This window comes from Ruegeria sp. ABD4_443 (assembly GCF_056160865.1).
On sequence record NZ_JBSWYA010000002.1, the window covers coordinates 464,375 to 483,121 of the forward strand.

An 18,747-nucleotide genomic window follows, 5' to 3' on the forward strand; every position below is an offset into this window, starting at 1 on the left:
GGTTTCCCGGCGGATGTTGCGCCATTCTGGTCCTGCTTCGGGAAACAGGACCGCACCATGACGGATTACACCATTCGCGCCCTGACGGCTGACGAAGTGCAGGACGCCGTGGATTGGGCTGACCGCGAAGGCTGGAACCCCGGCCTGCGTGATGCTGCCTGTTTTCGCGTGACGGACCCAGACGGGTTTTTGGGCGGCTTTCTGGGCGACAAAATGGTCGCCTCGGTTTCGGCGATCAATTACGACGACAGGTTCTCGTTTCTGGGGTTCTATATTGTCCGCCCCGAATACCGGCATGCGGGCCACGGGTTAAAGATCTGGCGGCACGCCCTTGCCCATTGCGAAACCCGCAACATCGGGCTGGATGGCGTGGTCGAACAGCAGGACAATTACCGGAAATCCGGGTTTTCCTTTGCCTATAACAACAATCGTTTCAGCGCCAAGATTTCGGAAATCGTCCCCAAACTCGGTCAGGTGATAGGCAACGGGATCATTCAGCTTGGCGGCACGACCACAGAATTAAAGGCCTATGACAACGAGATGTTTCCAACCCAGCGGGACGCTTTCCTGCAAAGCTGGCTGAGTGCGGCAGGTCATGTATCACGCGCCTATACCGAGGATGGGCAGATAAAGGGGTATGCGACCCTGCGGCCTTGTGTGGCGGGGTACAAGGTCGGCCCCCTGTTCGCCGATGACGCCGGAATTGCACAGGCGCTGTTGGCCAGCCTTTTGTCCGCAATTCCCGCCGAACATGGCACACAAGAGGTTTTCATCGACATACCGCAACCCAACGCCGCCGCCATGGCCCTGGCCAAGCGGCTTGGTTTGGCAAAAGTCTTTGAGACCGCGCGCATGTATTCCAGTCACCCGCCGGATATCGACCTTGGGCGGGTTTTCGGTGTCACCACCTTTGAGCTGGGCTGACGTCAGAACGCCTTGAACGTTATCGTTGTCAACGACCGCTCGATCCCCGGTATCACCAGCAGATGCTCGTTGATGAAATGGCCAACATCCTCGGCCTCGGGGATATAGAGTTTCAACATCAGGTCGTATTCGCCGCTGGTCGAGTAAAGCTCGGAATGGATTTCCCGCAGGGCGATTTCCTCGGCCACCTTGTAGGTCAAGCCGGGTTTACAGCGGATCTGGATGAAAACGCAGGTGGACATGGGCCGTCTCTTGTTGATTGAAGTGCAGGCAGGCTGGCACGGGCCGCGCCGCGGTGCAATCCCCTGCAACAGTTTGACGATGTTTGCCGCATACGGTCTGGATCAAACAGACCAACCACGTCTATAAGCGCGCCTGTAGCAAAAGGAATTCGCCATGCGCACAGCCAAGATCAGCCGCAAGACCGCCGAGACCGACATCTCGGTCGAGGTCAATCTGGACGGCACAGGCACCTATGACATTCAGACCGGCGTCGGTTTCTTTGATCACATGCTGGATCAGCTTGCGCGCCATTCTCTGATCGACATGACGATCCGCGCCTCGGGCGACACGCATATCGACGACCATCACACGGTCGAGGATACCGGAATTGCATTGGGCCAGGCCCTGACGCAGGCGCTGGGGGACAAGAAAGGCATCTGTCGCTATGGCGAATGCCACCTGCCCATGGATGATGCGCAGGTGCGCTGTGCGCTGGACCTGTCCGCGCGTCCGTTCCTGATCTGGAACCTGGACCTGCCGACGCCCAAGATCGGCACGTTTGACACCGAACTGGTACGCGAGTTCTTTCAGGCGCTCAGCACCCATGGCGGTATCACGCTGCATGTCGACCAGTTGCACGGGTTCAACAGCCACCACATCGCCGAGGCGGCCTTTAAGGCCGTCGCGCGCGCCCTGCGCTGCGCGGTCGAGACCGATCCGCGCAAGGCCGATGCGATTCCGTCGACCAAGGGCGCGCTGTAGCCTGGCAATTGGGTGGGTCCTTGGACCGACCACCAGAACTCTTCCTCACGGAGATACATGATGCTGACAGCCATCATCGACTACGAGAGCGGCAACCTGCACTCTGCCGAAAAGGCGTTTCAACGCATGGCGCAAGAGGTAAATGCAGGCGAGGTCGTTGTGACCTCGGACGCGGATGTGGTCGCGCGGGCGGATCGCCTTGTTCTGCCCGGTGACGGAGCCTTTCCGGCCTGTGCCGCCGAGCTGCGTGGCCACAAGGGCATTTACGACGCGATGGTCGAGGCGGTCGAGCAGAAGGGCCGCCCGTTTCTGGGTATTTGCGTTGGAATGCAGCTTATGGCCACCGCGGGCCACGAGTATACCGAGACAGATGGGCTGGGCTGGGTTGCGGGCGACGTGGTTCGGATCGACCCGTCAGACCGGGCGCTGAAAGTCCCCCATATGGGCTGGAACAACCTGGTGTTGGAAAGCGACCACCCGGTCTTTGCCGGCGTGGCATCCGGCGATCACACCTATTTCGTCCATTCCTACCATTTCCGCGTGAGCGATCCCGCGCAACGGTTGGCCTATGTCGATTACGGGCAAGAAGTCACGGCCGTGATTGGCCGCGACACGATGCTTGGCATGCAGTTCCACCCCGAGAAAAGCCAGGATGTCGGCCTGCGCATGATCGGGAATTTCCTGACCTGGGCGCCCTGACGGGTTACTGAACCCGTGTCCAGGTTTGCCCCCGGCAGACCAGACCACCGGCAACACAGCCTTTGACCGTCAGCGTATTCTGGCCATCAAGGGTCATTTTCGAACCATAGGTCTTGTCCCGGTCCGGTGCCCAGATCTTGCCGTCGTCGTATTTGCCGCCGCCTTCGGGGATCATGTCCCAGATGATCTGCTTGCCCAGGTTCTCATAGGACAGTTGTTCATTGCCCTGCGCATCAAAGGCCGAGTCGATCGTGCCGCAAATGGCGCTGCCGCAAGATCCGATTGTCACGTGCAGGTACCCACCTGTGTCGCCGGGCTGTGTTTTCCACAATCCGTCAATCGGGTCGGCTGCGAATGCGCCGGTTGCCAGAACCGCAAAGCCTGCGGCAAGTGTTAGTCTTTTCATGATGTCCTCCCTGTTTTCCGGCCAGTCTGACCCGCAAGAGCCATTCCAGCAAGATTGACTTGGCGTCGCGTTGCATCCCCTGCCCTGCCTGTGCGATATCCCGCGCAAGCAACAGTGAAACAGGGCCGCCCGACATGATCCTTTACCCCGCTATCGACCTCAAAGACGGCCAGGCCGTGCGCCTGCTGCGCGGCGAAATGGACAAGGCCACGGTCTTTAACGATGACCCGGCGGCCCAGGCCCGTGCTTTTGTCGAAGCCGGGTGCGATTGGCTGCACCTGGTTGACCTGAACGGCGCTTTTGCCGGTGAACCTGTCAACGCCGCCCCGGTCGAGGCGATACTGAAGCAATGTGACGTCCCCGCCCAGCTGGGCGGTGGCATCCGCGACATGGCCACCATCGAAACCTGGATCGACAAGGGGCTGGCGCGGGTGATTCTGGGGACGGTCGCGGTTGAGAACCCCGACCTGGTGCGTCAGGCCGCGCGTGAATTCCCCGGCAAGGTCGCCGTGGGCATCGACGCGCGCAACGGCATGGTTGCCACCAAGGGATGGGCCGAAGAGACCGACGTACAGGTCACCGATCTGGCGCGCAGCTTCGAAGACGCGGGCGTGGCGGCCATCATATACACCGACATCAACCGCGACGGCGCCATGCAGGGGCCCAATATTGACGCCACGGCTGCCCTGGCCCGCGCGGTCGCAATCCCGGTGATCGCCTCGGGCGGTGTATCCTCGGTCGCCGACCTTATCGCCCTGCGCGATTGTGGCGCAGCGTTGGATGGTGCGATCTCGGGGCGGGCGCTCTATGATGGGGCGATTGATCTGAAAGAGGCTCTGGCAGCGCTCAGAGAATAGCCCATTGCCGAAAACGCGAGTGCACAGATCCAGATTGCCGGATGGCAGCCGGTTGCGGGAAAGACTGCAAAGCGGCGATTTTCTGGACTGCTTCAGCGTTGCATCCGACATTCCACCGCGCCAGGCGGCCGAAATCATCACCGATTTCCCGGCCTGGGCGACGGTGCTGGTCCGGCTGCGCGGCATACTTGTCGCCCCGTTCGGGCTGAGCGGGACCGGGCCCGAGGCCAAGGACAAGGTCGGCTTGTTCCCGGTCGAACATGACGGTGATACCGAAGTGATCGCGGGGTTTGATGATCGGCACCTTGATTTCAGGGTCTCGGTCTATTCCGAAAACGGTCGCGTTTCGCTTGCGACCTGGGTGCACCGCCACAATCTGGGCGGGCGGCTTTACCTGGCCGCCATCCTGCCCTTTCACATTTTGATCGCGCGAAACGCGCTTGCGCGCGTCAGGCGCGCAAGCCGCTGAGTTTCCGCCTTACTGCGCCGCGACCGATGTCAGCTTATCAAGCGCGCCGCGCATCTTCTCGACAACCGGCGACTTTTCGACATCGTCAAGGTCATCCATGGTTTCCTTGGGGTCTTCGTAGGCCAGCCAGACCTGACCGTCCGCATCTTCGTAAACCTGAACCTTGAGCGGCAGGAAAAGCCCCGCGCGCGGGTCGATCTGCATCGCCGGAGTTCCCAGCGCGGGATTGCCAAAGATCAGAACCTGGTTGGCCGGTATGGTCAGGCCGACCTTTTCCGCCCCCGCGGCATGATCGATACGGGCGAACACCGTGGCCCCGGCCCCTCCAACCGCTGCTTCCAGCGCGTCCATCGCCTCTGACACGGGTTTGGCGGTATTGACCTTGATTATTTCGTCCGCCAGCCCCCAGTTCGGTGCCGCCAAAAGAAGTGCTGTTGCCAAAAATAGGTTTTGCATCTGACCGATCTCCTGATGAAACTGAGACCAGTGTTCACAGCTGTGGAAATTGTGGCAATCACAAGTCTGGCATCGGCGGGGCTTTGCCGGTAGAGGTGCGCCAACAAAGGAAGGCCGATGCTGAAAACCCGTATCATCCCCTGTCTTGATGTCGCCGATGGCCGCGTGGTCAAGGGCGTGAATTTCGTTGGCCTGCGCGATGCAGGCGACCCGGTGGAATCGGCCAAGGCCTATGACGCCGCCGGTGCGGATGAGATTTGCTTTCTGGACATTCACGCCACCCATGAAAACCGCGGTACGATGTTCGATGTGGTGCAGCGCACCGCCGAACAGTGCTTTGTCCCCCTGACCGTGGGCGGCGGCGTGCGCACCAGAGACGATGTGCGTGCCCTGTTGCTGGCCGGTGCCGACAAAGTCAGCTTCAACTCGGCCGCTGTGGCCAACCCGGACGTCATAGCCGAGGCCGCGGACCAGTTCGGCAGCCAGTGCATCGTCTGCGCCATAGATGCCAAGACCGTCAGCCCCGGCAAATGGGAGATTTTCACCCATGGCGGCCGCAAACCCACCGGCATCGACGCGGTGGAATTCGCCAAGACCGTTGTCGCCAAGGGCGCCGGAGAGATCCTTTTGACATCCATGGACCGCGACGGAACCAAGGCCGGGTTCAACCTGCCGCTGACCCGCGCGATATCCGATGCGGTCGACGTGCCGGTCATCGCCAGTGGCGGCGTAGGCACGCTGGCCCACCTTGTCGAAGGCGTGACCAAAGGCGGGGCCAGCGCCGTTCTGGCGGCCTCGATCTTTCACTTTGGCGAATTCACGATCCGCGAGGCCAAGGACCACATGGCCGCCGCAGGAATACCGATGAGGCTGACATGAGCATTCTGCATGATCTCGCCGCGACAATCGAGGCGCGCAAAACTGCCGACCCCGAATCGAGCTGGACCGCCAAGCTGCTGGCCAAGGGCCCCGAGAAATGCGCTGAAAAATTCGGGGAAGAGGCTGTCGAGGCCATCATCGAAGCCGTCAAAGGCGATCGGGCCAAACTGACCGCCGAGGCCGGCGATGTGCTGTACCACCTATTGGTGATGCTGGCCGCACGGGACGTTGCGCTGGATGATGTGCTTGACGAACTTGCCCGCCGGCAGGGCACTAGCGGCATCGCCGAAAAGGCTGCGCGCCCGGGCAACTGAACACGGGTTTCGTCTGCGGGATTGGCCATTTATACTCTCGCGTTGACGCGCCCAGGCGCTGCAATCAAAGGACGACGGAATGATCCAGCGCGTGGCCTGTGTGATGGCGTTGATCGCTTTTGCCTTTCTCGGGGCTTGCGCCGCCGCTCCCCCCTCCAGTGACGACGATGTCCACCGCCTTGCGGCCCAGATCCAAAGCCTTGGCCCGGATGTTGACCCTGCCGAAGCGCAGCGCGCGGCCAATATCGCCTATTCCTATACGGCACAGTTGGCCCGCGAATACGAAATCACCGATCCGCCGCTTATTCACAACGCCAAGGTCAACAAGGGGCTGCGCCCGCGCGGGCTGTGCTGGCACTGGGCCGAGGATATCGAAAAGCGCCTGAACCAGGAGAATTTCAAAACCCTGACCATGCACCGCGCAATCGCCAATGCCGACAACCCGTTCCGGATCGACCACAGCACCGCAATCATCAGCCGCAAGGGCGAAACGATGTATCAGGGCGTGGTTCTGGACCCCTGGCGATATGGCGGCATTCTGTACTGGGCCCCTTTGCCCCAAGATACGCGCTATGACTGGGTTCCACGCGCCGTCGTGCTGGAAAAACGGCGCCAGCAACAGGTCGCCCGGTTGCAGGCGACGCCCGCGCAATAACGGTCAGAGCTTGGACGAGATCACCCCGGTCGCAAACCCGCCCATGCGCAGCTCGCCGAAAAGACGTTGATATTCGATCTTTGGGCAACGGTTCATCACGACGTCCACGCCCTGCGCCCGCGCCTTGGAGGCGGCCTGCTCATGCTCGACCCCGATCTGCATCCAGATCGTGCGCAGGTCGGGAAATGCGGCCAACGCCGCGTCGACGATGGGCGGAACGGCCTCGGAACGGCGGAAAATGTCCACCATATCCACCGGCTCTGATATCTCTGACAGCGATGCCCGAACCGTTTCACCGAACAGAGTTTTGCCCGCGTGGCCCGGATTGACCGGGATCACTTTGTATCCCTTCAACGCCAGGTACCGCGCCACATAGAAGCTGGGGCGCACCGGGTTCATTGATACGCCCACAACCGCGACAACCTTGGTGCGTTGCAGGACCGTTTTCAGGAATGCATCGGAATAGTCAGACATGGCGGCACCCTAACCGCGGGCCCCACAAGAAAAAAGCGCCCAGGGTGACCTGGGCGCAAGTTGTTGGAACGAGGGACAGTGAAATGACCCGCGGCAGTTCCGTTCCGCGGTCACTGTGACATTTAAGCATGAGTTTTCGGAAAAAAAGAGGGCGCGCCAAATTTTGTGATGACAATTCGCAGTAAGCGGAAATTGGCCCGTCAGCGATACAGGATGGCCGGCCAGTATTCTTCGGCCAGCCGAATGTTTTCCGCGGCATTCCCCTGCCAAAGCCGCTCGATTTCCGGCGAATGCGTCAGGTACAGCCGCCCGTCAACGATTTTCCAGGCTTTCGGGTCCGTACTGCTGAGCGCCCCATGCGCCATTGCATAGGCGCAATACCCGCCGAATTGGGGCGCATAGGCCCGCGGGTTGCTTTCGAAACGCTCACGGTTTTGCTGCGACGCAAAGAACCATTGCGCGCCCTTCCACGTGACCGCGATGTTTGCCTGCCCACGCACAGGCGCCTCGGCGGCGAAATAGGACACCGCGTCATACCCGTGAATGGCGGCCCCCTCTGTCGCAAAATATGCCGGCTTTTTTTGCGCCCACGCGACATGCGGCAACACCATTACCGAAAGACCGGCTATCAGGGATCGTCTGCTCAGAATTGCCATCGCGATTTCAGTACTTGCTTGTCGTTAAGGGTCAAGAAGGCATAAAAATGCAGCTTTTTCACCCGCGCGTAACCCCCGATGACAGGGATGTGAACGCTTTTGCCTTCTGGACGCAGTCAATCAAAGACGTCCTCGATCACATCCAGCGCCTCTTCCAATACTCGTGAAAACAGGCCCCGCTGCTTTTTCTTCTTCTTGGCCTTGACGGGACGGCGGGTTGGCGCGTGGCGCTCTGGGGTCGGGCGCGGCGTCCCGGCGGATTTGGGTAGCTTTTTGAGATCATGCAATGGCGCGCCACAACTGGAACAGCTCAGCTCGTGCCTGAGGCTCCCCTTCAGCACCAGCGCCGCACGGGTTCCACAGTAACAGCATGTGGCAATTTTCGGTGGGTGGTGGGAAATGGTCGCCTCCTGTCAGCGGTACCGGGATGCGTACAAGGATATGGCGGCGGCATTGGAAACGTTCAATGACCCGAAACCACCGGCTGCGTCAATTTTCACAAGGCGGTCAACGGTTTCCTTGGTCTTTTGCCGCAATCCCGGCCCCTCGGCCCCCAGAACCAGGGCAACAGGCCGCGCCAGGTTGCCTTCAAGCGCGGTTTCGATCGTGTCCTGCGCCTCGCCGTCCAGGCCCAGCACAAGAAATCCCATCCGCTGCAACTCGACAATTGCGTCGGCCAGGTTGCGAACCCTCAAATAGGGCTGCCGCTCCAGCGCGCCGCTGGCGGTTTTCGCCAAGGCGCCGGTTTCAGGCGCCGAATGATGCCGGGTTCCGATCACCGCGCTGGCCCCCAGAACCTCGGCCGACCGCAGGATCGCACCCACGTTATGGGGGTCGGTCACGCGGTCAAGCAGCAGCACGCGCGGATGTTCGCGCCCGATGCAGTTTTCTGCCAACCCGCCCCAGGCCAGCGGCTTGACCTCAAGCGCCGCGCCCTGATGAACTGAGCCGGGGTCGATTGGGGCCGAAAACTTCCGCGCGTCGGCGTCTTCGGGTTCGATCCCGGAAAACGAGATCGCCTCGGCCAGCTTGTCCCGTGCGTTCCGGGTGACGATCAAACGCAGCTTTTGCCTGTCGGGGTTCATCAGCGCATCACGCACCGCATGCAAACCAAACAGCCAGACGGTCTCGGCAGCCGCCGATTTCCGGGCCTGCTCTTTTTCAACGACCCACTTGGGTTTCTTCATTTTGCTGGCCTCCGGGCCGGGGAACATGTTTCCTGCGCCAACGCCGTATTTTCCTGTTGACGCTCCTTTGGAGCGCTAGTAATCACGCCTCCACGTCAGGTGCAACGCCTGACAGTGGGCGACAGGCCGCAAGGTGTGGCAGGGGACTGTAACTCCCTCGCGGAGACGCACGCCTGGTTCGATTCCAGGGTCGCCCACCATTTCCTCATGTGCAAGACAGTTCCGGGTTGGCTCAGCTGCGCTGAACCCTGAAAATGGCCGCGCGTCGAACCGTCGGTGTGGGGCAAGTCACAGCACCCATGCAGAAGTATCACCTTGAGAATTGCGCCGGGCCGATTCTTGGTGCGCGCGCAAGCTTTCGTTGACGGGCTGACTGCGGCTTCGCTTGCATTGGCTTTTGCGCACATCCGGTTCGCAGCCCCACGCCGGCGCCTGCCCCACCGAGCGCGGCGGCGGATTTTCTGTTTTCACATATTAAATCAACCATATTGCGCCCCCGAAGCCCCAAGAATTTACAAAATTCACCAATTCGTGTTGAGAAATTTACAAAATAATATTTCAATATTAGCGACTTGTTGGGGAATTTTCATTCAGCCCCTCATACTCGTTTTGCGCAAAGCTGCGTTTTCGCCCGCTGGAAGAGGAGCCAGAGAGCGAAAAAACGCAAAGTGCAAAATGGGAGGAATACATGACTAAAAGAACTGTCACGCGTCGCGGCGTGCTCAAGTCGGGTGCCGTTACAAGCGCCGGACTGGCTCTGCCGACGATCTTCACAGCCTCGTCTGCAGCGGCCTATACCAACGAGCCGACCGGCTCGTCGGTCGTGCTGGGCTTCAACGTGCCCCAGACCGGCCCCTATGCCGAAGAAGGCAATGATGAACTTCTGGCGCAGCAACTGGCGGTCGAGCACCTGAACGGCGAAGGCGACGGTGGTTGCCTGAACACGTTCTCGTCCAAGGCGCTGCAGGGCAATGGCATCCTGGGCAAGAAGGTCGAGTTCGTCACGGGCGACACGCAAACCAAATCGGACGCGGCGCGCGCGTCGGCAAAGTCGATGATCGAAAAAGACGGCGCGATCATGATCAACGGCGGATCGTCATCCGGTGTGGCCGTTGCGGTTCAGGGCCTCTGCCAAGAGGCGGGCGTCATCTTTATGGCCGGTCTGACCCATGCCAACGACACCACCGGCAAGGACAAGAAAGCAAACGGGTTCCGCCACTTCTTCAACGCCTACATGTCGGGTGCCGCTCTGGCGCCGGTGCTGGCCAAGGAATATGGCAATGAACGCCGGGCCTATCACCTGACCGCCGATTACAACTGGGGCTGGACCCAGGAAGAGTCGATCGTGGCCTCGACCGAGGCGCTGGGTTGGGAAACGGTCAACACCGTCAAGACCCCGCTGGCATCGACGGACTTCTCGTCCTATATCGCGCCGGTTCTGAATTCGGGCGCCGATGTGCTTGTCCTGAACCACTATGGCGGCAACATGGTCAACTCGCTGACCAACGCGATTCAGTTCGGCCTGCTGGACAAGCAGGTGAACGGCAAGGACTTTGCAATCGTCGTTCCGCTCTATTCGGAACTGATGGCTGCCGGTGCCGGTGAGAACATCAAAGGTGTTCTGGGTTCGATGAACTGGAACTGGCAATTGCAGGACGAAGGCACCAAGGCCTTTGTCAAATCGTTCGGCGAGAAATACGGCAAGCCGCCGTCCAACTCGGCCCAGACCTGCTATGCGCAGACGCTGCTTTACGCAGATGCGTGTGAACGTGCCGGAACCTTCAACCCGTGCGGTGTGGCCGAAGCCCTGGAAGATTTCGAGTTCGACGGCCTGGGCAATGGCCCGACCTGGTATCGCGGCGCGGACCACCAGTGCTTTAAGGACGTGCTGGTCGTGCGGGGCAACCAGAACCCGACCAACGCCTATGACACGCTGGAGATCGTCGAGATCACCCCGCGCGCGCAGGTCGAGTACGACCCCGAGCACCCGATGTTTGCTGGTGGCGATCTGGGCAAGTGCAACCCGGGCGCCTGATCCGCGACCGAGAGATTTCCTGAGAAAACTCTCTGACATCAAGACCGAGCTCTCTCCGGCCTCCGGGGCGGAGAGAGTTTGCGGAACCAGTCAAAGGTAGGGACGATGGACGCAATCCTCCTGCAAATTCTGAACGGGCTCGACAAGGGCTCTGCCTATGCGCTTATCGCGTTGGGCCTGACGCTGATTTTCGGCACGCTCGGTGTCGTGAACTTTGCCCATGGCGCATTGTTCATGATCGGGGCTTTTTGCGCGGTCACGCTGCAAAAGATCCTGAACCTGAGCTTTGAGACGATCGACGAGACCCAGACGGACTTTTTGGGGAACCCGTTGAAAGTAAAAACACCCTATGTCGAAAGCTGGTTCGGGCCCGAGACAGGAGCAGCCATCATCGACTGGTCGGTTCCACTGGCCGTTTTGTTCGCCATTCCCATCATGCTGCTGGTCGGCTACGTGATGGAACGCGGGCTGATCAAACACTTTTACAAGCGTCCGCATGCCGACCAGATCCTTGTGACCTTTGGCCTTGCAATCGTGCTGCAGGAAGTCATCAAGTATTTCTTTGGCGCCAACCCCATCCAGACCCCGCCGCCTGATGCGCTGAGCGGGTCTGTCGACCTTGGCGTGGCCTTCGGGTTCGACCCCAACGCCATCATCTACCCGATCTGGCGGTTGGTCTATTTCCTGTTCGCTGTCGTGATCATCGGCGGGGTATTCTCGTTCCTGCAATTCACCACCTTCGGCATGGTTGTCCGCGCCGGCATGGCCGATCGCGAAACGGTGGGGCTGCTGGGCATCAATATCGACCGGCGGTTCACCATCATGTTCGGTATCGCCGCCGCCGTGGCCGGTTTGGCCGGCGTGATGTACGGCCCGCTGAACCCGCCGAATTATCACATGGGGATGGATTTCCTGGTTCTCAGCTTTGTCGTCGTGGTTGTCGGCGGCATGGGGTCGCTGCCCGGCGCTGTCCTGGCAGGGTTCCTGCTGGGCATCCTTGAAAGCTTTGCCTCGACAACCTGGGCCACCACCACGATCCCGGGCATCAACCAGATCATCATTTACCTTGTCGCCATCATCGTTCTTCTGACCCGCCCGCGCGGTCTGATGGGCCGCAAAGGCGTGATGGAGGAATAATCCATGTTGGGACTGAACAAGAAAGATACCAGCCTGCTGATCATCGTCGCCATTCTGACGTTGCTGGCACCCTTCATCCTGAACCCCTTCCCCACCAACAGCGCCATGGCGCAATTCAACGCCGGTTATCCGGACCTGATGCAAAGGTTCGTGATCTTTGGCATCTTCGCGATCGGGTTCAACATCCTGTTTGGCCTGACCGGTTACCTTTCCTTTGGCCATGCGGCCTTTCTGGGCGTGGGGTCCTATTCGGCCGTGTGGATGTTCAAGCTGCTCAGCTACAACGTCATTCCGGCCATCGCGCTAAGCGTCGTCGTGGCGGGGCTGTTCTCGCTTCTGATCGGTTTTGTCAGTCTGCGACGGTCCGGCATCTATTTCTCGATCCTGACGCTGGCCTTCGCACAGATGAGCTTTGCCTTGGCCTATTCAGTACTGTCGAACCCCAAGTTCAACCTGACCAACGGGGAAACCGGCCTGCAGGTCTATGCGGATGATCCGCAGATCCTGCAGGGAGCCAATGCCCCCGACCTGCCCCATCTGTTCGGCCTGCCGATGCGCGCCACCTATACGATGGATGTTGGCGGGTGGAGTTTTGACTTCAACGCGGGATATTACCTGTGCGCGGTCGTGATGATGGCCGTGTTCTACCTGGCGATCCGCATTTTCCGGTCACCCTTCGGCATGATGCTGCGGGCGGTGAAGTCGAACCAGCAGCGGATGAACTATACCGGCCTGAACTCAAAGCCCTATACGCTGGCGGCCTTTGTGATCTCGGGCATGTATGCCGGGCTGGCGGGCGGCCTGATGGCTGCGATGGACCCGCTGGCAGGCGCCGAGCGGATGCAGTGGACCGCATCGGGCGAGGTTGTGCTGATGACCATCCTGGGCGGCACCGGCACCCTGATCGGCCCGGTGCTGGGCGCGGGTTTCATCAAGTATTTCGAGAACATCTTCTCGAAGATCAACGACAACGTGCTGCATGGCTGGTTCGCGTTCCTGCCCGACGGGCTTGAAGATGCGGTTGTGTTCATCATCCATCCGTTCATAGGCAAGGGCTGGCACCTGACGCTGGGCATCCTGTTCATGCTGGTGGTCATCTACCTGCCGGGTGGACTTGTCGAAGGCGGTCAGCGCCTCATGGGGTGGGTGCGTCGCAGGCGGAACGGGTCCGACGGCCCGAAATCCGGCGAAACCGAGCCCGCAGAATAAGGAAACGCAACAATGGCTATCCTCAAAGTAAAAGATGTAAGCAAGCGTTTCGGTGGGCTCCAGGCGCTGAGCGATGTGAACCTCAGCGTCGAGGAAAACTCGGTCCATGCGATCATCGGCCCCAATGGGGCGGGCAAGTCGACCTTGCTGAACTGCCTGGTCGGCAAGCTGATCCCCGACACCGGGTCCGTTTTGTTCGACAATAATTCGGTGCTGGGGCGCGAGCCGTTCCAGATCAATCAGATGGGCATCAGCCGGGTGTTCCAGACCCCCGAAATCTTTGGCGAACTTACCGTGATGGAAAACATGCTGATCCCCATCTTCGCGATGCGGGACGGGGCGTTCCGTATGCACGCCTATGAAACCATTGCCAATGAAAAGGAAATCGTCGAGCAGGCCGAGGCCATGTTGGAAGAAATGAACATGGCGGACAAACGCGACATGCACGCGGCCGCCATGTCCCGCGGCGACAAACGGCGCCTGGAAATCGGCATGTGCCTGAGCCAGAAGCCCCGCCTGTTGCTGTTGGATGAACCGACGGCAGGCATGGCCCGTGCGGACACCAACAACACGATCGACCTGCTGAAGCAGATCAAGGACGAGCGCGACATCACCATCGCCATTATCGAACATGACATGCATGTGGTGTTCAGCCTGGCCGAGCGGATCACCGTTCTGGCGCAGGGGACACCGCTGGTCGAGGACACTCCCGAGAACATCCGGGGCAACCCCAAGGTCAGAGAAGCCTATCTGGGCGAGGCAGCGTAAGGAAAAACCATGAACCACAAACCGGATTTTTCAAAGAACGCGAACATGGCCAGCACCGCCCCGGCATTTCTGTCGGTCTGGGACATGCATTCGTATTATGGCGAAAGCTACATCGTGCAGGGCGTCAGCTTTAACGTCCACGAAGGCGAGATCCTTGCGCTGCTGGGGCGTAACGGCGCGGGCAAGACCTCGACCCTGCGGTCAATCGCCCGCACGGGCGAGCCCGAGGTGCGTCACGGCGAGATCTGGCTTGATCACAAGCCGTTGCACAACATGACCAGCTACGAGGCCGCCGCGGCGGGGCTTGGCCTGGTCCCCGAAGACCGGCGGATCATCCCCGGCCTGACGGTCGAAGAGAACCTGCAACTGGCGCAAATCGCCCCGCCCATCGGCTGGTCGCTAGACAGGCTCTACGAGCTGTTTCCCCGCCTTGGCGAACGCCGCAAGCAAGAAGGCATAACCCTGTCGGGTGGCGAACAGCAGATGCTGGCAATTGCACGCGCGCTGGCGCGCGACATCAAGGTGCTGTTGCTGGACGAACCCTACGAGGGGCTGGCACCCGTCATCGTGGACGAGATCGAAAAGACCCTGATTCACATCAAGCAACAGGGCATGACAACCATAATTGTCGAGCAGAACGCCGTCCGCGCCCTGGAACTTGCCGACCGCGCCATCATTCTGGACACGGGCGGCATCGTTTTTGACGGAACCGCCAATGAGGTTCTTGAGAATGACAAGCTGCGGGAAGAATACCTGGCGATCTGACCAGTAGTGCGGATGTTGACACCAGGCCGGGCCGCGTTTGGCCCGGTCTTTTTCGTTTCCGCGGCCCGCGCCGCCCTCGGTTTTGTATTGTCAGGTTGGCAAGGTCGGCCATTCCGTGATCACTGCGTCATTGCGCACGGCCAGAACGGTTCCGAACTGGTTCAACACGGCCTCGCTTTGGCTGGGGCGCAGCAAGGCCACGTCATCGGGTTGAACCTCCGCTTGGGCCGGGCCCGACCAAACCTCCTGGTTGCTGGAACGGCCGAAAACGCCGGAATAGGAAAACCCGGATGGGTAAACCGGTTTGGCCAGGTAATGCCCACCCAGAATGGCCAGGTCCGTCCTGCGCCGCAGGTTCAGAAATTCCAGCGCCGGCCATGGGTTGCCGTCCATGACCTTCAGGATGGGCGTTGCGATGAACAGCGCCGCCGAAAACCCAAGGGTCGAGCTGTGGTCGAAATCCGACGGCTTGACCAGGACCGAGCCAAAGGCGACCTCATTTGCGGCGCCCCCGGCGGCATAATCCTGGAATGTCAGGCTGCCGCCCGTGTTGCGGCACAGCCCCTGGGCATCTGCCCCCAGCGCCGCAACCGCATCGCGATAGGCTTGCGCGCAACTCCGTTTCGACCGCCCGCGCAAAATACGCGGCATCTTGGCCAGATGGGCCTCGTATCCCATGACACCTGACAGCTCTGCCAGGGGATGCGCGGCGATTTCCTTTACCGCGCGGGCAACCTCTGCCGCGGTCATTCCGCCGCGATGCAGGCCAACGTCAATTTCCAGCGACAGGCGAACAGGGGTGCCCCGCTCAACCGCCAGCGCCAAATATTGCGACAAGCGGGCCTGCGTATCGATCAGCCACTGTACCCGCCTGCCCGCATCCGGGCACCGGTCGAGAACCCGCGCCGCGGACGAGACCGGCAAGGGCTTGCCCAGCAAATGGTCTGTGTCCGGTTCTTGCAACAGCAGGGATTGCAGCATCGTTTCCGAGAAGGTCATCAACCCTGATGTCGGCACCTGCCCCCGAATGTGATCCAGCAACGGCAAGCACGGCAGGGACTTGGCGACCAACCGGTGCCCCAGCGCCTGATCCGATCCCGCAAGCGCTGTCCGGCAATTTGCATCCACCCGGTCCAGATCAACGACGGCCACCGGTTGATCCACCCCGAAATCGCGCAAGGTTTCGGACAAACGCGCCAGATACGCCGCCGTCATGGCCTGAACATCCGCGCCAGTGCCGGCGACAGGAACTTGCCTTTGGGGTCAATGTCCTGCCGCAGGGCGCAAAACCGTTCGAACCCCGGATACAGGGCGGACAATTCCCGGAACGTCAGGCTGTGCATCTTGCCCCAATGCGGGCGGCCACCGGCCTCGATGAAAATCGGCTCGATCGCGTTGAAAAAGGCCTGATGATCCTCATTTGCGTCCGTGTGGATTGCCACCGAAACCCGCGCGCCGCCCGAAAACGGAGAGAGACAGGCATCGTCCCCCGCCGTCTGGCGCACCTCGATCGGAAAATAGATATCCGCGTGGTCATTATGCAGGCGGTCGATGACCTGTTTCAGAACCTCATGTGCCGCCTCGGGCGGCAGGTGGTATTCCATCTCTTTGAACCGGATACGCCGGTCGCTGCACAAGACACGCCAGCTTTCACCGACAAAATCTTCGTCGCTTTGGGCCAATGTCAGCAGGTTCAGCAAGAACCGCCGCAGTCCGGGGCTGACCCGCCCGGCATTGCGCGCCAGCTTCAGCACTTTGACAGCGACCATATCCAGGTCGCGCGGGGCTTTGGTTTCTTTTGCCCCGGTCATTTCATGTGTGATTTCGACGGCCTTCCCGGTAAAGGGAATAAAAAAGAACTCGAAATTCCGGGCATCGGCCCAGCTTTCGTGCATGCTGTCCAGGGTTTCGGACAGCGGCGAAAGCCGTACGCGCCGCCGCAGGTTGTATCGCGGGACCACGTTGATCTGCGCCTCGGTCAGGATACCAAGCAGCCCCAGCGAAACCTGCACCATGTCCAATGGTATGTCATCGGTTGTCAGAACCTGCCCCGCCGGGCCGATCAACCGGGCCGCCGTCACCTCGGCCGACAGGCATGGCAGCGACTGCCCGGTTCCATGTGTCGCCGTCGAGATCGCGCCCGCCAGCGTTTGCGCATTGATGTCACCAAGGTTTCGAAAAGCCACGTCATGGCTTGCCAGCGCGGGCGAAAGCGCGGCCAGACGCGCGTTCGGGTTGACCCATGCACGCCCGTCTTCGACACTGGATACGGCAGGCGCGTCCAAGGCCGTCAGGTCAAGGATTTGGTCATTGCCGGTTACGAGCGGCGAAAAGGAATGCCCAGCCCCGACAACCCTGAGGGACCGTGCCCCAGCGACCGTTTGCTGCAAACCGGCCAGCGTTGCCGGGCGCGCAGCTTGCAGGGGCGATGTTTCGTTACCTGCCCAGTTGCTCCACATGTTTCTGCCCCCAAAGCCTTTGGGATCAGGATTGCAGCCCAAAGCCAGTGGAACAAGCCCGGTATTCAGTGCCTTACGTGGGGTGAGGTGGGTTTAAGCCGCCGCGGATCGCTGTGCCGTCACACGTTCGACCCATTCGACAATCGCATCCAGTTCCGGTTCCAGCGCCTGCGCAGCATTATCGGTGAAGGTTTCGAACTTTTCGTGGTTCAGGCCGTTCACCCCGACAAGCACCGGGATATCAAGGGCCAGCGCATCGCCGATCACCGGGCGAAATCCACGCCCGTCCGCCTCGTGCTTGCCGAACTTGTTGATGATCAGCAACTGCGGCGCGTCCTCCAACGAGGCGCTGACATATCCAACCGCCTGCTCCAGCGCGGCCGGGTCCAACCGGCAGCCCCGCGCGTGTTCGCCAAGGGATTGCGATATCCGGATCGTTTCACCATCGGGCAAAACGCGCAGGTCCATGTCACATTTGGCGCTGTCCACGCAGTCGGTATTGGTTTGCACGACCCCGGCCAGCTTGGCGCCTTTGGCCAGCAGACGCTCGGCAACCTGGCTGAGCAGCCTGTCGGTTGCTCCGCGGTCGGTCGTGGTTACATAGGCCAAGTTCATCGAAAGACCCCTCATGAGAAGTTCGTGACGTTTCAGATAACACGCATTGGTTTGCCCGGCTACTCTCGGTTGTCACGGTAACGGCGAGAGCCCGATGACGGGCAAGTGAAGGTGCAATAGCCCCGCAAACGCCGCGGCTGCGGCGATCCAGACCCAAAGGGGCGGCCAGGGGCGCGGTGCGCGCAAGGACAGGCGCGCGGTGTTGCGGGTCAGGCGGCGCCATTCAGACCCCATCAGACGGGCATTGCGCCGGTCGATCAGGGCCATCCCCATCAGTGCGAAACCGGCAAACAACCCGAACAGGATGACATGCGAAAGGCTGCCATTGGCCAGCAGATGTGCCACCGCCCACAGCATCAGTGCCACAAGGATCGGGTGGCGGGTAGCGCGCAGGATACCGGGGTTTTCGGGATCAAAGGGTTTCTGTCCCAACCCGCCAAACGAAAACGGGTTCTGGATTGCAAGCCCGGCAATCGCCAGCCAGCAGACCACCGGCATGATCAGCACCGGCACCCAGCGCAACAGAGGCAGCGGCGGGATGACCTCGACATAGGGCGCGTTGGCTGCGGCGACGATCAGCCACCCCAGAACCGCGAGCGAGATCAGCGAATAGGCCGCAAAATACCCCCGACGCCCCAGCGTGCCGATCAGCCATCCCCGCACTGCCGGGCGCGCCGGGATCATGTGGCTGAGCATAAAGGTTGCAAGTGCAGCAAGGAACAAGCCCCAACCGGTCATGATGATCTCCGAAAAAGTTGCACCCGGTCTAATGCGGCCCGATGCGCCGGTCTTTGTCCGA

At 60.6% G+C, this 18,747-nt stretch carries 24 protein-coding genes and 1 tRNA gene; 14 read left to right on the forward strand and 11 right to left on the reverse strand.

Going from position 1 to position 18,747, the window contains the following annotated elements; translation table 11 throughout:
• Positions 1 to 57: 57 nt before the first annotated feature.
• Positions 58 to 924: a GNAT family N-acetyltransferase gene (locus ACXAG8_RS06370; RefSeq protein WP_475222924.1), complete on the forward strand. Its 867-nt coding sequence runs from the start codon at positions 58 to 60 to the stop codon at positions 922 to 924.
• Between the two features lie 2 nt (positions 925 to 926).
• Here ACXAG8_RS06370 and ACXAG8_RS06375 read toward each other — a convergent pair whose 3' ends face one another.
• Complete coding sequence (locus ACXAG8_RS06375) at positions 927 to 1,166, reverse strand: Lrp/AsnC family transcriptional regulator (protein WP_475222925.1); 240 nt, start codon at positions 1,164 to 1,166, stop codon at positions 927 to 929.
• Positions 1,167 to 1,320: 154 nt separating this feature from the next.
• Between ACXAG8_RS06375 and hisB the strand changes: the two genes are divergently transcribed.
• Positions 1,321 to 1,908 carry an imidazoleglycerol-phosphate dehydratase HisB gene (gene hisB, locus ACXAG8_RS06380; RefSeq protein WP_475222926.1) on the forward strand — a complete coding sequence of 196 codons (588 nt, stop codon included), beginning with the start codon at positions 1,321 to 1,323 and terminating at the stop codon, positions 1,906 to 1,908.
• Positions 1,909 to 1,968: 60 nt separating this feature from the next.
• Positions 1,969 to 2,607: an imidazole glycerol phosphate synthase subunit HisH gene (hisH, locus tag ACXAG8_RS06385; RefSeq protein WP_475223118.1), complete on the forward strand. Its 639-nt coding sequence runs from the start codon at positions 1,969 to 1,971 to the stop codon at positions 2,605 to 2,607.
• 4 nt (positions 2,608 to 2,611) lie between these two features.
• Here the strand turns inward: hisH and ACXAG8_RS06390 are convergent, their stop codons facing one another.
• Positions 2,612 to 3,013, reverse strand: a complete 402-nt coding sequence (locus ACXAG8_RS06390) for a DUF2147 domain-containing protein (protein WP_475222927.1) — start codon at positions 3,011 to 3,013, stop codon at positions 2,612 to 2,614.
• A gap of 134 nt (positions 3,014 to 3,147) precedes the next feature.
• On the opposite strand from ACXAG8_RS06390, the gene hisA reads away from it, so the two are divergent.
• Together hisA and ACXAG8_RS06400 are read left to right on the forward strand one after the other, a co-directional pair.
• Positions 3,148 to 3,870: a 1-(5-phosphoribosyl)-5-[(5-phosphoribosylamino)methylideneamino]imidazole-4-carboxamide isomerase gene (gene hisA / locus ACXAG8_RS06395; protein ID WP_475222929.1), complete on the forward strand. Its 723-nt coding sequence runs from the start codon at positions 3,148 to 3,150 to the stop codon at positions 3,868 to 3,870.
• Between the two features lie 19 nt (positions 3,871 to 3,889).
• Entirely contained in the window at positions 3,890 to 4,339 is a 450-nt protein-coding gene (locus ACXAG8_RS06400; RefSeq protein WP_475222931.1) for a DUF2867 domain-containing protein, read from the forward strand.
• 9 nt (positions 4,340 to 4,348) lie between these two features.
• Here the strand turns inward: ACXAG8_RS06400 and ACXAG8_RS06405 are convergent, their stop codons facing one another.
• The gene (locus ACXAG8_RS06405) at positions 4,349 to 4,795 is read right to left on the reverse strand and encodes a DUF302 domain-containing protein (RefSeq protein ID WP_475222933.1); all 447 of its coding nucleotides are present in this window, start codon (positions 4,793 to 4,795) and stop codon (positions 4,349 to 4,351) included.
• A gap of 117 nt (positions 4,796 to 4,912) precedes the next feature.
• On the opposite strand from ACXAG8_RS06405, the gene hisF reads away from it, so the two are divergent.
• From hisF to ACXAG8_RS06420, 3 genes are all read left to right on the forward strand, one after another.
• Entirely contained in the window at positions 4,913 to 5,674 is a 762-nt protein-coding gene (gene hisF, locus ACXAG8_RS06410) for an imidazole glycerol phosphate synthase subunit HisF (protein ID WP_475222935.1), read from the forward strand.
• Positions 5,671 to 5,988 (forward strand): phosphoribosyl-ATP diphosphatase, encoded by a 318-nt coding sequence (locus ACXAG8_RS06415; RefSeq protein WP_475222936.1) that lies wholly within the window; start codon positions 5,671 to 5,673, stop codon positions 5,986 to 5,988. The genes hisF and ACXAG8_RS06415 overlap by 4 nt, the downstream gene beginning before the upstream one ends.
• Before the next feature lie 79 nt (positions 5,989 to 6,067).
• Positions 6,068 to 6,643, forward strand: a complete 576-nt coding sequence (locus tag ACXAG8_RS06420) for a hypothetical protein (RefSeq protein ID WP_475222937.1) — start codon at positions 6,068 to 6,070, stop codon at positions 6,641 to 6,643.
• A gap of 3 nt (positions 6,644 to 6,646) precedes the next feature.
• Here the strand turns inward: ACXAG8_RS06420 and ACXAG8_RS06425 are convergent, their stop codons facing one another.
• The 4 genes from ACXAG8_RS06425 to rlmB form a co-directional block, all read right to left on the reverse strand.
• On the reverse strand, positions 6,647 to 7,117 hold the full coding sequence (locus ACXAG8_RS06425; protein WP_475222938.1) for a CoA-binding protein: 471 nt from the start codon (positions 7,115 to 7,117) through the stop codon (positions 6,647 to 6,649).
• Between the two features lie 200 nt (positions 7,118 to 7,317).
• Complete coding sequence (locus ACXAG8_RS06430) at positions 7,318 to 7,773, reverse strand: YHS domain-containing (seleno)protein (protein ID WP_475222939.1); 456 nt, start codon at positions 7,771 to 7,773, stop codon at positions 7,318 to 7,320.
• A 116-nt stretch (positions 7,774 to 7,889) separates the two neighbouring features.
• Complete coding sequence (locus ACXAG8_RS06435) at positions 7,890 to 8,174, reverse strand: hypothetical protein (RefSeq protein ID WP_475223120.1); 285 nt, start codon at positions 8,172 to 8,174, stop codon at positions 7,890 to 7,892.
• Between the two features lie 12 nt (positions 8,175 to 8,186).
• Positions 8,187 to 8,960, reverse strand: coding sequence for a 23S rRNA (guanosine(2251)-2'-O)-methyltransferase RlmB (gene rlmB, locus ACXAG8_RS06440; RefSeq protein WP_475222940.1), 774 nt, complete (start codon positions 8,958 to 8,960; stop codon positions 8,187 to 8,189).
• Positions 8,961 to 9,076: 116 nt separating this feature from the next.
• On the opposite strand from rlmB, the gene ACXAG8_RS06445 reads away from it, so the two are divergent.
• The 6 genes from ACXAG8_RS06445 (at position 9,077) to ACXAG8_RS06470 (ending at position 14,874) form a co-directional block, all read left to right on the forward strand.
• Positions 9,077 to 9,160, forward strand: a tRNA-Tyr gene (locus ACXAG8_RS06445).
• Between the two features lie 488 nt (positions 9,161 to 9,648).
• Positions 9,649 to 10,995, forward strand: a complete 1,347-nt coding sequence (locus tag ACXAG8_RS06450) for a substrate-binding protein (RefSeq protein ID WP_475222941.1) — start codon at positions 9,649 to 9,651, stop codon at positions 10,993 to 10,995.
• A gap of 105 nt (positions 10,996 to 11,100) precedes the next feature.
• Positions 11,101 to 12,132 carry a branched-chain amino acid ABC transporter permease gene (locus tag ACXAG8_RS06455; protein ID WP_475222943.1) on the forward strand — a complete coding sequence of 344 codons (1,032 nt, stop codon included), beginning with the start codon at positions 11,101 to 11,103 and terminating at the stop codon, positions 12,130 to 12,132.
• Positions 12,133 to 12,135: 3 nt separating this feature from the next.
• Entirely contained in the window at positions 12,136 to 13,341 is a 1,206-nt protein-coding gene (locus ACXAG8_RS06460; RefSeq protein WP_475222945.1) for a branched-chain amino acid ABC transporter permease, read from the forward strand.
• Positions 13,342 to 13,353: 12 nt separating this feature from the next.
• A complete protein-coding gene (locus tag ACXAG8_RS06465; RefSeq protein WP_475222947.1) occupies positions 13,354 to 14,109 on the forward strand; it encodes an ABC transporter ATP-binding protein in 756 nt (251 codons plus the stop codon).
• A 9-nt stretch (positions 14,110 to 14,118) separates the two neighbouring features.
• Positions 14,119 to 14,874 (forward strand): ABC transporter ATP-binding protein, encoded by a 756-nt coding sequence (locus tag ACXAG8_RS06470; RefSeq protein ID WP_475222949.1) that lies wholly within the window; start codon positions 14,119 to 14,121, stop codon positions 14,872 to 14,874.
• A 90-nt stretch (positions 14,875 to 14,964) separates the two neighbouring features.
• Here the strand turns inward: ACXAG8_RS06470 and ACXAG8_RS06475 are convergent, their stop codons facing one another.
• From ACXAG8_RS06475 to ACXAG8_RS06490, 4 genes are all read right to left on the reverse strand, one after another.
• Positions 14,965 to 16,089, reverse strand: coding sequence for an alanine racemase (locus ACXAG8_RS06475; RefSeq protein ID WP_475222951.1), 1,125 nt, complete (start codon positions 16,087 to 16,089; stop codon positions 14,965 to 14,967).
• Entirely contained in the window at positions 16,086 to 17,333 is a 1,248-nt protein-coding gene (locus ACXAG8_RS06480; protein WP_475222953.1) for a D-arabinono-1,4-lactone oxidase, read from the reverse strand. The genes ACXAG8_RS06475 and ACXAG8_RS06480 overlap by 4 nt, the downstream gene beginning before the upstream one ends.
• Positions 17,334 to 17,426: 93 nt before the next feature.
• Positions 17,427 to 17,948 (reverse strand): DUF2478 domain-containing protein, encoded by a 522-nt coding sequence (locus ACXAG8_RS06485; protein ID WP_475222954.1) that lies wholly within the window; start codon positions 17,946 to 17,948, stop codon positions 17,427 to 17,429.
• 72 nt (positions 17,949 to 18,020) lie between these two features.
• The gene (locus ACXAG8_RS06490; RefSeq protein ID WP_475222955.1) at positions 18,021 to 18,686 is read right to left on the reverse strand and encodes an NnrU family protein; all 666 of its coding nucleotides are present in this window, start codon (positions 18,684 to 18,686) and stop codon (positions 18,021 to 18,023) included.
• Between the last annotated feature and the right edge of the window lie 61 nt (positions 18,687 to 18,747).

What these genes read in the sequence shown, in the direction of transcription:
- hisB (WP_475222926.1), top strand. Translation starts at nt 1,321, where the DNA reads ATGCGCACAGCCAAGATCAGCCGCAAGACCGCCGAGACCGACATCTCG.
- ACXAG8_RS06465 (WP_475222947.1), top strand. Translation starts at nt 13,354, where the DNA reads ATGGCTATCCTCAAAGTAAAAGATGTAAGCAAGCGTTTCGGTGGGCTC.
- ACXAG8_RS06425 (WP_475222938.1), bottom strand. Translation starts at nt 7,117, where the DNA reads ATGTCTGACTATTCCGATGCATTCCTGAAAACGGTCCTGCAACGCACC.
- ACXAG8_RS06390 (WP_475222927.1), bottom strand. Translation starts at nt 3,013, where the DNA reads ATGAAAAGACTAACACTTGCCGCAGGCTTTGCGGTTCTGGCAACCGGC.
- hisF (WP_475222935.1), top strand. Translation starts at nt 4,913, where the DNA reads ATGCTGAAAACCCGTATCATCCCCTGTCTTGATGTCGCCGATGGCCGC.
- ACXAG8_RS06415 (WP_475222936.1), top strand. Translation starts at nt 5,671, where the DNA reads ATGAGCATTCTGCATGATCTCGCCGCGACAATCGAGGCGCGCAAAACT.
- ACXAG8_RS06420 (WP_475222937.1), top strand. Translation starts at nt 6,068, where the DNA reads ATGATCCAGCGCGTGGCCTGTGTGATGGCGTTGATCGCTTTTGCCTTT.
- ACXAG8_RS06480 (WP_475222953.1), bottom strand. Translation starts at nt 17,333, where the DNA reads ATGTGGAGCAACTGGGCAGGTAACGAAACATCGCCCCTGCAAGCTGCG.
- ACXAG8_RS06485 (WP_475222954.1), bottom strand. Translation starts at nt 17,948, where the DNA reads ATGAACTTGGCCTATGTAACCACGACCGACCGCGGAGCAACCGACAGG.
- ACXAG8_RS06375 (WP_475222925.1), bottom strand. Translation starts at nt 1,166, where the DNA reads ATGTCCACCTGCGTTTTCATCCAGATCCGCTGTAAACCCGGCTTGACC.
- rlmB (WP_475222940.1), bottom strand. Translation starts at nt 8,960, where the DNA reads ATGAAGAAACCCAAGTGGGTCGTTGAAAAAGAGCAGGCCCGGAAATCG.
- ACXAG8_RS06455 (WP_475222943.1), top strand. Translation starts at nt 11,101, where the DNA reads ATGGACGCAATCCTCCTGCAAATTCTGAACGGGCTCGACAAGGGCTCT.
- ACXAG8_RS06470 (WP_475222949.1), top strand. Translation starts at nt 14,119, where the DNA reads ATGAACCACAAACCGGATTTTTCAAAGAACGCGAACATGGCCAGCACC.
- ACXAG8_RS06430 (WP_475222939.1), bottom strand. Translation starts at nt 7,773, where the DNA reads ATGGCAATTCTGAGCAGACGATCCCTGATAGCCGGTCTTTCGGTAATG.
- hisH (WP_475223118.1), top strand. Translation starts at nt 1,969, where the DNA reads ATGCTGACAGCCATCATCGACTACGAGAGCGGCAACCTGCACTCTGCC.
- ACXAG8_RS06475 (WP_475222951.1), bottom strand. Translation starts at nt 16,089, where the DNA reads ATGACGGCGGCGTATCTGGCGCGTTTGTCCGAAACCTTGCGCGATTTC.
- ACXAG8_RS06490 (WP_475222955.1), bottom strand. Translation starts at nt 18,686, where the DNA reads ATGACCGGTTGGGGCTTGTTCCTTGCTGCACTTGCAACCTTTATGCTC.
- ACXAG8_RS06450 (WP_475222941.1), top strand. Translation starts at nt 9,649, where the DNA reads ATGACTAAAAGAACTGTCACGCGTCGCGGCGTGCTCAAGTCGGGTGCC.
- ACXAG8_RS06405 (WP_475222933.1), bottom strand. Translation starts at nt 4,795, where the DNA reads ATGCAAAACCTATTTTTGGCAACAGCACTTCTTTTGGCGGCACCGAAC.
- ACXAG8_RS06460 (WP_475222945.1), top strand. Translation starts at nt 12,136, where the DNA reads ATGTTGGGACTGAACAAGAAAGATACCAGCCTGCTGATCATCGTCGCC.
- hisA (WP_475222929.1), top strand. Translation starts at nt 3,148, where the DNA reads ATGATCCTTTACCCCGCTATCGACCTCAAAGACGGCCAGGCCGTGCGC.
- ACXAG8_RS06370 (WP_475222924.1), top strand. Translation starts at nt 58, where the DNA reads ATGACGGATTACACCATTCGCGCCCTGACGGCTGACGAAGTGCAGGAC.